Below are 13,265 nucleotides of genomic sequence, written 5' to 3' on the forward strand. Positions count from 1 at the left end.
CACCGGGAACCAGGACAATGAGCACCACCGACGAACCCGGGCACAATGTGCCGCATCGGGGCCTGATCACCATTTCGATCATGCTCGCGACCATCATGCAGGTGCTCGACACGACGATTGCCAATGTGGCGTTGCCGTCGATGACCGGCGACCTCGAGGCCTCGCAGGACACCATCACCTGGGTGCTGACATCGTATATCGTGGCCGCGGCGATCATGACGCCGGTCACCGGATGGCTGGCGGACCGGTTTGGCCGGCGGCAATTGTTCCTGACCACCATTGTCGGTTTCACCGCCACCTCGATGGCCTGCGGACTGGCGCCGAGTCTTGAAACGATGGTGCTGTTTCGCATCCTGCAGGGCCTGTTCGGCGCGGCCATCGTGCCCTTGTCACAGACCTTCCTGCTCGACATCAATCCGAAGGAGCGCCACGGCCAGGCCATGGCGATCTGGGGGGCGGGCATCATGGTCGGCCCGATCATCGGCCCGACGCTGGGCGGATGGCTCACCGAAACGCTGAACTGGCGCTGGGTGTTCTTCATCAATCTGCCGGTCGGCATCGTCGCATTCATGGGCAGTGCGGCCTATCTGCCGGACATCGCGAAACGCGTGCGCCGGTTCGATTTCTTCGGCTTCGCCATGCTCTCGCTCGGCGTCGGTGCGTTGCAGCTGATGCTCGACCGCGGTGGCGAGGTCGACTGGTTTTCGGCGTGGGAAATCTGGATCGAGCTAGGCTTGTCAATTACCGGAATCTGGATTTTCGTGGTGCATCTGGCCACGGCAAACGATCCGTTCGTCGACCCGAAAATCTTCGCCGACCGCAACTTTGTCACCGGCCTGATCCTGATTTTCATCGTCGGCATCGTGCTGCTGGCGAGCCTGGCGCTGCTGCCGCCGATGCTCTCACGCGTCTTCGGATACTCCACCATCACCACCGGGCTGGTTATGGCGCCGCGCGGTGTGGGAACCATGATCTCGATGATCCTGGTCGGGAGGCTGGTGCGCATTGTCGACCCGCGTTACCTGGTGATCACGGGGCTCCTGCTGACCGCGGCTTCACTTTACCTGATGACCGGGTTCTCGCCGCAGATGGACAGCTGGCCGGTGATCTCGACCGGCATCATCCAGGGGCTGGGGCTGGGGCTTGTGTTCGTACCGCTATCGGCCATTGCGTTCGCGACACTTGAAGTGCGCTACCGCACCGATGCTGCAAGCCTGTTCAGCCTGGTGCGCAACCTGGGATCATCCATCGGCATTTCGGTGGTCACGCTGTACCTGACGCGCAGCGTCCAGATCAATCACTCGGAACTCGGCGCCTTCATCAATCCGTTCAATCCGGTTCTCAAGAATCTGCTGCCGGGATCGACGTCCAACCCCGCCGTGCTGCAAACCCTTGATGCGCTGGTCAACCAGCAGTCGCTGATGATTTCCTACAACAACGACTTCAAGCTGATGATGATGGTGACGCTGGTCGCGATTCCGCTGGCGCTGCTGTTGCGCGCGCCGAAAGCCGCGCCTGCGGCGGCAGTTGCCGCAGCGCATATGGATTGAAGGCAGAAGCCCTAGACCGTCTTCCTGCGCCCGCAACGGGCTGAAGGGCGATCTCAGATTTCGGTGCGACGGCCTGCAGCATCAAATGCGAGGATGCGGGCAGGATCGATTGCCAGACCGACACGGGTGCCGTCGGCGGGCAATTGCACCCCGCCATCAATGCGCACGACCAGCTTGTCGCCGGCGGCGGTGACGCCATGCACAAGGGTTTCCGCCCCGAGCGGCTCGCAGAAGGCAACATCGAAATCGATCAGTCCGGCACCGGGGGCGACCAGATCGATGTGTTCGGGCCTGACACCGATGACAGCGCCGGGATCAAGCGGTCCCCTGCCCGGCCGGATGTCATGGCTCAAGACATTCATCGGCGGCGAGCCGATGAAACCGGCAACGAACAGGGTCGCCGGATTGGCGTAGACTTCCAGCGGCGCGCCGACCTGCTCGGCAACCCCGGCGTTCATCACGATCATGCGGTCGGCAAGCGTCATCGCCTCAACCTGGTCGTGGGTGACATACATTGCCGTCACACCGAGCTTGCGCTGCAGCGCCTTGATCTCGAGACGCATCTGCACCCGGAGCTTGGCGTCGAGATTGGACAGCGGCTCGTCAAACAGGAAGACGGCCGGCTTGCGGACGATGGCGCGGCCCATGGCGACACGCTGGCGCTGGCCACCGGAGAGCTGCCGCGGCTTGCGGTCGAGATAGGGCTCAAGTTCCAGCATCCGCGCGGCTTCATTGACCCTCGCGAGGATCTCGGCCTTGGGCACATTGGCGATCTTGAGGCCGTAGGCCATATTGTCGAAGACGCTCATGTGCGGGTAGAGCGCATAGTTCTGGAACACCATGGCGATGTCGCGTTCGCGCGGCTCGAGCTTGTTGACCACCCGGTCGCCGATGTGAATGTCGCCCGAGGTGATGGTCTCGAGGCCGGCGACCATGCGCAGAAGCGTTGACTTGCCGCAGCCCGAAGGGCCGACGATGACGATGAATTCGCCGTCGCTGATTTCCGCATCGATGCCATGAATGACCTCGGTGCGGCCGTAGCTTTTTCTGATCGCTTCTAGTTTGATTTCAGCCATGGGAATTCATTTCTCGCTTTCGACCAAGCCTTTGACGAAGAGTTTCTGCATGCCGATCACGACCAGCACCGGCGGCAGCATGGCCAGCATGGCGGTCGCCATGATCACTGGCCATTCGACGGTCTGGTCACCGGTCGGCAGCATCTGCTTGATGCCCATGACAACGGTGTTCATGGAGGGATCGGTGGTGATCAGCAATGGCCAGAGATACTGGTTCCAGCCATAGATGAAGAGGATGACGAAGAGTGCTGCAATGTTGGTGCGCGACATCGGCAGCAGGATATCGATGAAGAAGCGGATGGGTCCCGCGCCATCGACACGGGCGGCCTCTGTCAGTTCGTCGGGAATGGTCATGAACAATTGCCGGAACAGGAACGTGGCCGTTGCCGAGGCAATCAGCGGCAGGATCAGCCCTGTGTAGCTGTTGAGAAGCCCGAGGCTGGCCACCACTTCATAGGTGGGCACGATGCGGACCTCGACCGGCAGCATCAGGGTCATGAAGATCAGCCAGAAGAACAGCATCCGGAACCGGAACTTGAAATAGACGATGGCATAGGCCGACAAGAGCGAGATGATGATCTTGCCGATGGTGATGCCGAGCGCCATGACCAGTGAATTGAGCAGCATCTGCCACACCGGTGCGACACCGCCGGTCAGCAGTGCCTCGAGGTAATTGTCAAGGAAATGCGGCCCCGGCAGCAGCGGCATCGGCGGACGGATCAGATCATCCTGGGTCACCGTGGAGGCCACAAAGGCGATCCAGATCGGGAAACAGATGATGGCGATGCCAAGAATCAGCCCGGCGTGGGTGAGCCAGGTTCCGATCCCGCGTTTTTCAACCATGCCGCTCATCAGTAATGCACCCGTCGTTCAATAAAGCGGAACTGGACCACCGTCAGGATCCCCACGAGCCCGAGAAGCACGACCGATTGCGCGGCCGAGGAGCCCAGATCCTGACCGACGAAGCCGTCGGAAAAAACCTTGTAGACCAGGATCGTGGTCGATTGCTCGGGGCCGCCCTTGGTGATCGTATGGATGACGCCGAAGGTGTCAAAGAAGGCGTAGATGATGTTGACCACCAGCAGGAAAAACGTGGTTGGCGAGAGCAACGGAAAAATAATGGTCCAGAACCGGCGCCAGAAGCTGGCACCGTCAATCGCCGCCGCCTCGATGACGCTTTTGGGAATGGCCTGCAGGCCGGCGAGGAAAAACAGGAAATTGTAGCTGATCTGCTTCCAGGCCGAGGCTGCCACGACGAGCGCCATGGCCTGGCCGCCATCGAGAGTGTGGTTCCAGGTGTAGCCGAGCTGAGCCAGCGTCCAGGCGATGATGCCGGTGAACGGATTGAACATGAACAGCCACAGCACGCCGGCAATTGCGGGAGCCACGGCATAGGGCCAGATCAACAGGGTGCGGTAGGCACTTGAGCCCTTGATGACGCGGTCGGCAAGAACCGCCAGCCAGAGCGCGAACGACATTGCCGAGACCGTGACCAGCACCGAGAAGACGGCAGTGGTGAGAAAGGATTCGCGATAGTAGCGATTGCCGAAGAGATATTCGAAATTGCCCAGTCCGACGAACTGGGTCTTGAGCCCGAACGGGTCCGGGATGAAGGCAGACTGATAGATCGCCTGCCCTGCCGGCCAGAAGAAAAACACAAATGTGACAAGCAGCTGCGGGGCGACCAGCAGATAGGGCAGCCAACGGTTGTCAAATACGACACGCTTTTCCATGAATCACCGACCGGGAAGAGAAGCCCGGCGAGGCCCTTGAGGCCCCGCCGGATCAACAGTGTTAGCGATTGGCCTGCTCGAAGCGGCGAAGCAGTTCATTACCGCGGGAGACCGCAGAATCAAGCGCTTCCTTTGCGGACTTCGAACCGTTCCAGACACCTTCGAGTTCTTCATCGATGATGCCGCGGATCTGGTCAAAGCTGCCCAGACGCAATCCCTTGGAATTGGGGGTCGGCGCCTTGCCGGTCATCTGGATGATCGAGATGTCGGTGCCGGGGTTTTCATCATAGAAACCCGAAGCCTTGGTTGCCTCATAGGCAGCCATGGTGATCGGCAGGTAGCCGGTGTCCTGGTGCCACTTGGCCTGGATGTCCGAGCTCGACAGGAAGTTGAAGAAGGCTGCAACGCCCTTGTACTCTTCCGGTGTCTGGCCTTCCATGACCCACAGAGACGCACCACCGATGATGGTGTTCTGCGGCGCGCCTTCAACATCGCTCCAGTACGGCAGCGGACGGATGGCGAAGTCGAAAGTGGCTTCCTTCTTCACCCCGGCGTAACCGGCGGACGATTCGGTGAACAGTGCGCATTCACCGGCACGGAACGGGGCACCGCCTTCGTTGCGGCGACCCGAGTAGATGAACTTGCCGTCCTTGGCCCACTGGCCGAGCGTGTCGATGTGCTTGACCTGAACGTCACCGTTGAAGGTCAGCTCGGTATCAACGCCTGCAAAGCCGTTCTCTTTCGATGCGAAGGGAACGTTGTGGTAGGCGGAGAGGTTTTCGAGGTGAACCCAGCTCTGCCAAGCAGTCGTCAGCGGGCACTTGTTGCCCGATTCCTTGAGCGCGTCGAGGGCGGTGCCCACCTGCTCCCAGGTCGACAGATCCATTTCCGGATCAAGACCGGCAGCCTTCAGCGCGTCCTTGTTGACGTAAAGGACCGGCGTCGAGGAGTTGTAAGGCAGCGACAGCATCTGGCCTTCGGTGGTGGTGTAGTAACCGGCAACCGCGGCGAGATAGACCGACTGGTCGAATGGCAGGCCTGATTCGGCCATGACTTCATAGACCGGCTTGATGGCGCCCTTGGCCGCCATCATCGTTGCGGTACCGACTTCGAACACCTGAAGAATGTCAGGCTGCTCGCCCGCGCGGAACGCGGCGATTCCGGCATTGAGCGTTTCCGAGTAGTTGCCCTTGTTGGTGGCAACCACGGTGTATTCGCTCTGGGAATCGTTGAACTTGGCAACCTGCTCGTCAAGGAGTTCACCGAGACGACCGGTGAACGCATGCCAGAAATCGATTTGTGTTGCGGCGCTTGCTGGTGCAACGCCCGCCATGAGTGCGGCGACAACGCCAGCGGCGATGTATTTTTTCATGTGAAGTTCCTCCTTGATGGGAAACGCGTGAAAACGAACGTAACCCGAAAGGGAAACGTAACCTCAGAGCGTCTACTGCGCAAATGAAAACAGTTTTGTGACAGGGGTGTGGAAAACGAACCGTGGAACGAACTTTTCCGGTTTCACAGACAATCAATTCGATTTTCAGAAAAAATCAGCAGCTGATTAACTCGCGGACAGGCGAAAGCGGGCTTTCCATTCTGCTCCGCATTGCGCATCATGTGCACTGCAAAACAAACGGAAAGTGCGAGGGGCACCGATGTACGACTATCCTCTTTTGTGGGAATGGCTCAGCTTTGCCGTGCGCTGGCTGCATGTGATCACGGCCATCGCCTGGATCGGATCATCCTTCTATTTCATCGCGCTCGACCTTGGCCTGGTGCAGCGCCCCGGATTGCCCGAAGGCGCCTATGGCGAGGAATGGCAGGTGCATGGCGGCGGCTTTTACCACATCCAGAAATACCTGGTGGCGCCGCCAAACCTGCCCGAGCACCTGACCTGGTTCAAATGGGAAAGCTATGTCACCTGGCTGTCGGGCTTCGCCATGCTGTGCGTGGTCTACTATGCCGGTGCCGAGCTCTACCTGATCGACACCAATGTGCTGGATGTGTCGGCCCCCGTCGCGATTTCCATTTCGGTGGCTTCGATCGTGTTTGGCTGGATCATCTATGACCTGCTCTGCAAATCGCCGATCGGACAAAGCACCACGGGGTTGATGCTGGTGCTGTTCGCGGTGCTGGTGGCGATGGCCTGGGGCTATACCCAGGTGTTTTCGGGCCGGGCGGCACTTTTGCATCTGGGTGCGTTCACCGCCACCATCATGAGCGCCAATGTGGCGATGATCATCATTCCAAACCAGAAGATCGTCGTCGCCGACCTGAAGGCGGGGCGGACGCCGGATCCGAAATACGGACGCATCGCCAAGCAGCGTTCGCTGCACAACAACTACCTCACCCTGCCGGTCATCTTCCTGATGCTGTCGAACCACTATCCGCTGGCCTTTGCCACACAGTGGAACTGGCTGATCGCGGCTCTGGTGTTCCTGATGGGTGTTACCATCCGGCACTGGTTCAACACCGTGCATGCGCGCAAGGGAAAGCCGCACTGGACTTGGGCCGTCACCGTCGCGCTGTTTGCCGCCATCGTCTGGCTGTCGAGCCTGCCGCGCACTGACGAGGTGATCGAGGAAGCCTCGCTGGCGCCGGTGCTTGAGCGGTTCGTCACGAACGCCCATTTCGAAGCGGTCAGTGAAACCATCATGGGGCGCTGCTCGATGTGCCACGCGGCAGAGCCGTTCTGGGAGGGCATTGCACATGCGCCCAAAAACGTGCGGCTCGAAACGGATGCGGACATAGCCCGGCATGCGCGGGAAATCTACATCCAGGCCGGACGCAGCCACGCGATGCCACCCGGCAACATCACCTATGTGGAGCCCGAAGAGCGGGCGCTGATTGTCGCCTGGTATGAATCAGCCATCGCCGGCGAGCCTGATCAATGACAGCGAAACTGCTGCGCGGCCGGACGCTGAGCTTCAAGTCGCGCCCGCAGGCGCGCGACGACCATGCAAGCTATGTGTACGAGACTGATGGTGCGATTCTGATCGAAAACGGGCTGATCACCGCAGCCGGCCCCTTTGCTGACGTCAAGGCGGCAGCACCGGTGGACATCGAGATCATCGATCACCGGCCACATCTGCTGATGGCCGGTTTCATCGACCCGCACATTCATTTCCCCCAGATGCAGGTGACCGCGAGTTACGCTGCCAACCTTCTCGAATGGCTGAACACCTACACCTTCGTCGAGGAACAGCGTTTCGCCGACGATGCGCATTCCGCCCGCTTCGCAACGCTGTTCTTCGATGAATTGCTGCGGCAGGGCACGACCACAGCTGCGGCCTATTGCTCCGTGCACAAGGGGTCGGCAGACGCCTATTTCGCCGAAGCGCAACGCCGCAACCTGCTGATGGTCGGCGGCAAGGTGATGATGGACCGCAACGCGCCCGAAGCGCTGACCGACACGGCGCAATCGAGCTATGACGACACCAAGGCAGTGATCGCCGACTGGCACGGCAAGGGGCGCAATCACGTGGCGATCACGCCGCGTTTTGCCATCACCTCGACCCCGGCCCAACTGGAAGCCGCAGGCTCTCTGGCGCGTGAACATCCCGACCTTCTGATCCAGACACACCTGTCCGAGAACGATGCGGAGATTGCCTATACGCTGGAGCTCTACCCCGACGCCAGGGACTACACCGATGTCTATGCGGGCTACGGACTGCTGACCGACAAGATGCTGCTCGGCCATGCCATCCACCTGTCGGACCGGGAAATGGCGGCAATCGCCGAAGCCGGGTCGGTGGCGGTGCATTGCCCGACATCGAACCTGTTCCTGGGCTCGGGCCTTTTCGACCTCAAGCGGCTCAAGGAGCATGGCGTTCGCACTGCCATTGCCACCGACATCGGCGGCGGCTCGAGCTACTCCTTGCTCAGGACACTCGACGAAGCCTACAAGATCCAGCAATTGCGCGGCCACCGGCTGCCGCCCGTCGAGAACTACTGGCAGGCCACCCGCGGCAATGCCGAAGCTCTCGGGCTGGTGGAGCGCATTGGCACACTGGAACCGGGGACCGACGCCGACATCATCGCGCTTGACGCCCGGGCAACGCCGGCCATGCAGATCCGGATGGAGACGGTGACGACGCTGGAAGAAGAACTGTTCCTGATGCAAACAATGGGTGACGACCGGTCAGTCCGGCATGTCTATGTTGCTGGCGAGTCGGTTGATTTGTAGTTGCGGCTGGCGACGGAAAACCTTTTCCCGCTGCTGTCACAATTTCGTCTTAACTCTTCGTTAATACTCTTCCTGCAAGCTGTGTATCAGCAGCGGCCCTTTAGAGGGTCGCTTATAAAGTCGCGTGAGCACGGATGTACTGCCACGCGGCTTTTGCTTTTTCCGGCCCCTCCGAAATGCCCTCCCCCAAGTGCAAACACCATGCCTCACCGCGCATTCCATTGAATGCACGGTGCGTCAGTGGCAGGGATGTGAAAAGGTCTCGGGATCAGCTGCCGCGATAGGTTGAATAGCCGTAAGCCGAGATCAGCAGCGGCACGTGGTAGTGGGCAGCGGTGTCGGCGATACCGAAACGGATCGGGATCACATCGAGAAACGCCGGATCGGGCAGCGCATCGCCGGTCGAACGCAAGTAGTCGCCTGCATGAAAACGGAGTTCGTAAACCCCGCGGGCGAGATCGGCGCCGGTCAGGAGCGGAGCGTCGACCCGGCCATCGGCGTTGGTGTTGACCGTCTTGAGCAGATGATGATCGAGGCCCTCGATCCGGACAAGCTCGATGACCATGCCGGCTGCGGGCTTGCCGCGGGCGGTATCTAGCACGTGAGTGGTCAAGCGACCGGTTCCGGTTGGGAGTGGCTGGGCGGACATTGGCGTCTCCTGGGTCAGTTGGCCGGTTGGGCAATCAGATAAGGCGCATCATAGCTGGCTTCCTCGAGATTGGCGCCGTCGCCATCGCGGTCCATCACCAGAAAATCACTGACCTGGCCCACCGCAATCAGCGGGTGATGCCAGACATTGCGCGCATACTGCACGCCGACATGACCGGGAACCAGGAATGCACGCGGCTCTCCGGGGCGGCCTCCGTCATCCGGCGCAACGACAGCGATCCAGTCGCCTTGCGTGACCGGGAAGAAGGCCTGGCTGCCCAGCGGGTGCCGTTCCATCATATCGACCGTGTATGGAAACTGGCGCGGCTGGCCGCGAAACAGCGAGAGAATGGTGCGCCCTCCTAACGTCCCGGTGTCGGCCATGGCGAGCGCGTGAAAGCGTTCGGTGGTGCCGCCATTGATCATCCGCAGCTCTGCCGCGGCGGTATCCATGACGGTGCCGAACGGGGCGAAGGCTTCGGCGGTCAGCGGTTCGATTTCAAGCTGTTGCATTGGTCACTTACGCTTCCGGCAGGATCGAGGCGATGCGGAACCCGGCGATCTTTTCGACCTGGGCGCAAGCGGTCTCGAATTCGGTTTCGGGATCATTGCCGATGCGGGTCTCGAAGGCCGCAAGGATGCTGTCCTTGTCGTGCCCTTTTACCGCGATGATGAACGGAAAACCGAAGCCGGTCATGTAGCGGGTGTTGAGCTCGGTGAACCTTGCGTGTTCTTCCGCACTCAACCGGTCCAGACCAGCGCCTGCCTGTTCGGATTTCGATTCCTGCGTGAGTTCGCCAGCAATCGCCAGCTTTCCAGCCAGATCCGGGTGCGCGCGCAAGACACCCATGCGCTCGTCATGGCTTGCAGCACGAAACTCGGCGCACAAGGCGTCATGAACCGGGCCGGCCTGCAGCGGGGTGGTGATGCGGCCATTGTCCCAGGCGCGTTCGGCGATCCAGGGCGAATGCTCGAACACGCCGCCGAACCGGCCGACAAACTCGTCGCGGTCAATCATTTCATCTTCTCCGGATGGTGGTGTTCATGCCAGTGATTGGCGATGTCGATGCGGCGGGTCACCCAGGCCTTGTCGTGCGACGCGACGTAATCGAGAAACCGTGCAAGGGCTGCGGCGCGGCCGGGACGGCCAACCAGGCGGCAGTGCAAGCCAACCGACATCATCTTGGGACTGCCGGCCGCACCTTCGGCCATCAGCACGTCGAAGGTGTCCTTGAGGTAGGTGAAGAACTGGTCACCCGAGTTGAAGCCCTGCGGCGTGGCAAACCGCATGTCGTTGGCGTCGAGCGTGTAGGGCACGATGAGATGCGGTCCTTTCGGTCCCTCGACCCAATAAGGGAGTTCATCGGCATAGGAATCGGCGGAATAGACAAAACCGCCTTCCTCCATCACCAGCCGCAATGTGTTGGCCGACGGCTTGCCCTGGTAAATGCCGAGCGGCCGCGAGCCGGTCACCTCGGTATGGATGCGGACGCACTCGGCGATGTGATGGCGTTCCTCGGCCTCGGAGAAATCCTTGTATTCGAGCCAGCGCAGCCCGTGGCTGGCAATCTCCCAGCCGGCTTCCTTCATCGCAGCAACCGCTTCCGGGTTACGCTGCATGGCAAGGGCCACGCCATACACAGTCACCGGCAAATTGCGCTCGGTGAACAAGCGCCAGAGCCGCCAGAACCCTGCGCGTGATCCGTACTCGTAGAGCGATTCCATGTTCATGTTGCGCTGCCCCGGCCAGGGCTGCGCACCGACGATCTCCGACAGCAGGCTCTCGGAAGCCGGGTCTCCGTCAAGAATGGAGCTTTCGCCCCCCTCTTCGTAGTTGACGACAAACTGAACGGCGCAATGGGCGCCCGATGGCCATTTCGGGTCAGGCGGGGTTCTGCCGTAACCAACCATGTCGCGTGGATAAGGTGTTGTGTTCATTGTTCAGTCCATCCCTGTAACCGGCGAACGGTAGCAGCACAGCGGCAAATGTCGAGACCCGGACTTTTAAGAAAAACCGCAAACTGTTGCGACGATTTTTTTTGCCGGCTGCGGTCCCGTTGGCGCGTGCCGCCGTCTACTGTTTTCCCTGATCCCTGGCAGCCTTGGTTGCATGGGTGACAACGGAAAAACTCTCTGGCGTTTCCGGCCCCTCTTCACCGGTGATCCGGGCGACAAGGCAGTCGGCCATGCGATGGGCGATGCCGAAGCTGATCTTGAAACCACCCGCCATCGCCAGGATGCCCGGCGCGCCCGGCACAGGCCCCAGCATCGGATCGCGCCCGATGGCACGCGGACGCACCCCGGCCCAACGGCGGATCACCGGCGCATCCTTGATCAGCGGGCAGAGCTTTCGGGCCCGCTTGAGGACGTCCTCGAGCCTCTCATCGGTGCCGTACGGATCATCGAATTCGTTCTCGCTGGTCGAGCCCACGGCGACACGGCCGTTCTCATGGGCGATGACATAGACGCCGTCCTCATAGACCAACGGCAAATCGGGCGGAGCACCGGCATCGAGAAGTGCTGCCTGGCCCTTGACGCCACTGCCCAGCGATTGCGCCGGGAGGCCCGCCAGGCGGGCGATCATCGGGAGGGCATCAACCCCGTTTGCCAGCGCGAGATGAGCGAAGCCGACATTTGATCCGTCCGACAATGTCGCCAACCTGTCGCCCGGCGCCACGTCGACGACTTCGACGCCAAGACGAAGATCGAAGTTCGGCATTACCGCGAGGCTCGACAACAGCGCATCGATCAAACCGGGCGGAGAAATCCGCGCCGACAGCGTCTCCTGGACAATGCCGTGCGGAGCCCGCACGATGTTTGGCCAATCTCCCCGGTCTGGCGTGTGACTGACCGTATAGGCAAACCGCGTGCCCCAATTGGCGGCCGCATCGGCGATCCGGTCCATCGCCGTGATCCGGCTGCGCTCGGTGGCCAGCGGCAATATCCGGCCGACACGGCGATAGCCGCAAACGACACCTGTTTCCGATTGCAGCCGCGCGACCTCGTCCTCGAGATCGACAAGGGCGCGGAACTGGAAATCCTTTTTGCCGTTCCAGCGTTCGGGACTGTGCGGCATGAGTGCGCCGAGAAATCCGCCGCTGGCGCCGTCGCCGGGATTGCCGCGTTCGACCAGAGTGACCGACAGGCCGGCACGCGCCGCCTTGAGCGCAAGCCACAATCCCGCCACCCCGGCTCCTGCAACCAACAGGTCAGGCGTGGCTTGACCGCCGTGCGATGCAGCTTTATCGGCAACAGCCATGATCGATCCCCCTGACAAAGATGACGACAGTCCGCGCCAGCGCCCCCCGCTGTCGTGGCATGCGGGCGATATGCCCTATTCCGAGGAATTTGGCGACTTCTATTATTCCAAGGCGGATGGACGGGACGAATGCCGACACGTGTTCCTGGCCGGAAACGGGCTGCCGGAACGCTTTGCCGACAAGCAGCACTTTGTCATCGCGGAACTGGGTTTTGGCACCGGGCTCAACTTCATCGAGACCTGGGCTGTCTGGGAGAATGCGGTCGAGAAAGGCGCGCGGCTGGACTTCCACTCCTTCGAGCTGCGGCTGCTTGACCGTGACGACATGAAACGCGCGCTGGCAGCCTGGCCGGACCTTGGGCCGAGGGCGGAGGAGCTGATCGCGGCATGGCCGGACCGGCCGAAAGGCGACATTGTGGTCGCGTTCGAAAGCTGCGGGAGACCGGTCAAGCTGCATATTCATTCAGGGCTGGCCCTGGAGCAGGTCGCAGGTGCGGATTTTGCCGCTGACGCCTGGTATCTCGACGGGTTTTCACCGGCCCGCAACCCGGACATGTGGTCGGCCGAGCTGATGGGAGCCGTCGCGGAGCGGACATGCGAGGGTGGGACTTTCGCCACCTATTCCGCCGCCGGCTGGGTGCGGCGCAACCTGCAGGCCGCGGGTTTTGCGGTGGAAAAGCGTCCGGGCCATGCCGGCAAGCGCGACATGAGCGTTGGCATCCTGGCGGCCGGGCTGCCTGTTTCCGGGCAAACCAGGCCTGCCGAGTGAGATGATGGCTCAATGGCCGGAATGAGCGCCTGACGCGCTTGAGCCGG

General features: G+C 61.2%; 13 protein-coding genes. 4 read left to right on the forward strand and 9 right to left on the reverse strand.

Annotated features, from left to right (window positions below; translation table 11 throughout):
* Window positions 1-17: 17 nt before the first annotated feature.
* Window positions 18-1,550, forward strand: a complete 1,533-nt coding sequence (locus WNY80_RS20835; protein ID WP_342889333.1) for a DHA2 family efflux MFS transporter permease subunit — start codon at window positions 18-20, stop codon at window positions 1,548-1,550.
* Between the two features lie 53 nt (window positions 1,551-1,603).
* Here WNY80_RS20835 and ugpC read toward each other — a convergent pair whose 3' ends face one another.
* From ugpC to ugpB, 4 genes are all read right to left on the reverse strand, one after another.
* Window positions 1,604-2,626 carry a sn-glycerol-3-phosphate ABC transporter ATP-binding protein UgpC gene (ugpC, locus tag WNY80_RS20840; protein ID WP_342889334.1) on the reverse strand — a complete coding sequence of 341 codons (1,023 nt, stop codon included), beginning with the start codon at window positions 2,624-2,626 and terminating at the stop codon, window positions 1,604-1,606.
* A 6-nt stretch (window positions 2,627-2,632) separates the two neighbouring features.
* Window positions 2,633-3,469 carry a sn-glycerol-3-phosphate ABC transporter permease UgpE gene (gene ugpE / locus WNY80_RS20845; RefSeq protein WP_342889385.1) on the reverse strand — a complete coding sequence of 279 codons (837 nt, stop codon included), beginning with the start codon at window positions 3,467-3,469 and terminating at the stop codon, window positions 2,633-2,635.
* Between the two features lie 8 nt (window positions 3,470-3,477).
* The gene (gene ugpA, locus WNY80_RS20850) at window positions 3,478-4,359 is read right to left on the reverse strand and encodes a sn-glycerol-3-phosphate ABC transporter permease UgpA (protein WP_342889335.1); all 882 of its coding nucleotides are present in this window, start codon (window positions 4,357-4,359) and stop codon (window positions 3,478-3,480) included.
* A gap of 61 nt (window positions 4,360-4,420) precedes the next feature.
* Window positions 4,421-5,731, reverse strand: coding sequence for a sn-glycerol-3-phosphate ABC transporter substrate-binding protein UgpB (gene ugpB, locus WNY80_RS20855; protein ID WP_342889336.1), 1,311 nt, complete (start codon window positions 5,729-5,731; stop codon window positions 4,421-4,423).
* A gap of 280 nt (window positions 5,732-6,011) precedes the next feature.
* Between ugpB and WNY80_RS20860 the strand changes: the two genes are divergently transcribed.
* Both WNY80_RS20860 and guaD read left to right on the forward strand, forming a co-directional pair.
* A complete protein-coding gene (locus WNY80_RS20860; RefSeq protein WP_342889337.1) occupies window positions 6,012-7,250 on the forward strand; it encodes a urate hydroxylase PuuD in 1,239 nt (412 codons plus the stop codon).
* Entirely contained in the window at window positions 7,247-8,542 is a 1,296-nt protein-coding gene (gene guaD / locus WNY80_RS20865; protein ID WP_342889338.1) for a guanine deaminase, read from the forward strand. The genes WNY80_RS20860 and guaD overlap by 4 nt, the downstream gene beginning before the upstream one ends.
* A 268-nt stretch (window positions 8,543-8,810) precedes the next feature.
* Here guaD and uraH read toward each other — a convergent pair whose 3' ends face one another.
* The 5 genes from uraH to WNY80_RS20890 all read right to left on the reverse strand — a co-directional run bounded on the left by uraH (window position 8,811) and on the right by WNY80_RS20890 (window position 12,449).
* A complete protein-coding gene (gene uraH, locus WNY80_RS20870; protein ID WP_342889339.1) occupies window positions 8,811-9,191 on the reverse strand; it encodes a hydroxyisourate hydrolase in 381 nt (126 codons plus the stop codon).
* A gap of 14 nt (window positions 9,192-9,205) precedes the next feature.
* Complete coding sequence (locus tag WNY80_RS20875; protein WP_342889340.1) at window positions 9,206-9,703, reverse strand: ureidoglycolate lyase; 498 nt, start codon at window positions 9,701-9,703, stop codon at window positions 9,206-9,208.
* Window positions 9,704-9,710: 7 nt separating this feature from the next.
* Complete coding sequence (gene uraD / locus WNY80_RS20880) at window positions 9,711-10,208, reverse strand: 2-oxo-4-hydroxy-4-carboxy-5-ureidoimidazoline decarboxylase (RefSeq protein ID WP_342889341.1); 498 nt, start codon at window positions 10,206-10,208, stop codon at window positions 9,711-9,713.
* Window positions 10,205-11,128, reverse strand: coding sequence for an allantoinase PuuE (puuE, locus tag WNY80_RS20885; protein WP_342889342.1), 924 nt, complete (start codon window positions 11,126-11,128; stop codon window positions 10,205-10,207). The genes uraD and puuE overlap by 4 nt, the downstream gene beginning before the upstream one ends.
* 136 nt (window positions 11,129-11,264) lie before the next feature.
* Window positions 11,265-12,449, reverse strand: a complete 1,185-nt coding sequence (locus tag WNY80_RS20890; RefSeq protein WP_342889343.1) for an FAD-dependent oxidoreductase — start codon at window positions 12,447-12,449, stop codon at window positions 11,265-11,267.
* On the opposite strand from WNY80_RS20890, the gene mnmD reads away from it, so the two are divergent.
* Window positions 12,448-13,218 (forward strand): tRNA (5-methylaminomethyl-2-thiouridine)(34)-methyltransferase MnmD, encoded by a 771-nt coding sequence (gene mnmD, locus WNY80_RS20895; protein ID WP_342889344.1) that lies wholly within the window; start codon window positions 12,448-12,450, stop codon window positions 13,216-13,218. The two genes, WNY80_RS20890 and mnmD, sit on opposite strands and share 2 nt — an antisense overlap.
* Window positions 13,219-13,265 lie beyond the last annotated feature (47 nt).

The sequence above is a fragment of the Hoeflea sp. AS16 genome, from assembly GCF_038900095.1.
Classification (GTDB): Bacteria; Pseudomonadota; Alphaproteobacteria; order Rhizobiales; family Rhizobiaceae; genus Hoeflea.

Bases quoted from the DNA above. Each gene is read 5' to 3' on its own strand.
- WNY80_RS20835 (WP_342889333.1), top strand. From the start codon at position 18: ATGAGCACCACCGACGAACCCGGGCACAATGTGCCGCATCGGGGCCTG.
- ugpC (WP_342889334.1), bottom strand. From the start codon at position 2,626: ATGGCTGAAATCAAACTAGAAGCGATCAGAAAAAGCTACGGCCGCACC.
- ugpE (WP_342889385.1), bottom strand. From the start codon at position 3,469: ATGGTTGAAAAACGCGGGATCGGAACCTGGCTCACCCACGCCGGGCTG.
- ugpA (WP_342889335.1), bottom strand. From the start codon at position 4,359: ATGGAAAAGCGTGTCGTATTTGACAACCGTTGGCTGCCCTATCTGCTG.
- ugpB (WP_342889336.1), bottom strand. From the start codon at position 5,731: ATGAAAAAATACATCGCCGCTGGCGTTGTCGCCGCACTCATGGCGGGC.
- WNY80_RS20860 (WP_342889337.1), top strand. From the start codon at position 6,012: ATGTACGACTATCCTCTTTTGTGGGAATGGCTCAGCTTTGCCGTGCGC.
- guaD (WP_342889338.1), top strand. From the start codon at position 7,247: ATGACAGCGAAACTGCTGCGCGGCCGGACGCTGAGCTTCAAGTCGCGC.
- uraH (WP_342889339.1), bottom strand. From the start codon at position 9,191: ATGTCCGCCCAGCCACTCCCAACCGGAACCGGTCGCTTGACCACTCAC.
- WNY80_RS20875 (WP_342889340.1), bottom strand. From the start codon at position 9,703: ATGCAACAGCTTGAAATCGAACCGCTGACCGCCGAAGCCTTCGCCCCG.
- uraD (WP_342889341.1), bottom strand. From the start codon at position 10,208: ATGATTGACCGCGACGAGTTTGTCGGCCGGTTCGGCGGCGTGTTCGAG.
- puuE (WP_342889342.1), bottom strand. From the start codon at position 11,128: ATGAACACAACACCTTATCCACGCGACATGGTTGGTTACGGCAGAACC.
- mnmD (WP_342889344.1), top strand. From the start codon at position 12,448: ATGATCGATCCCCCTGACAAAGATGACGACAGTCCGCGCCAGCGCCCC.
- WNY80_RS20890 (WP_342889343.1), bottom strand. From the start codon at position 12,449: ATGGCTGTTGCCGATAAAGCTGCATCGCACGGCGGTCAAGCCACGCCT.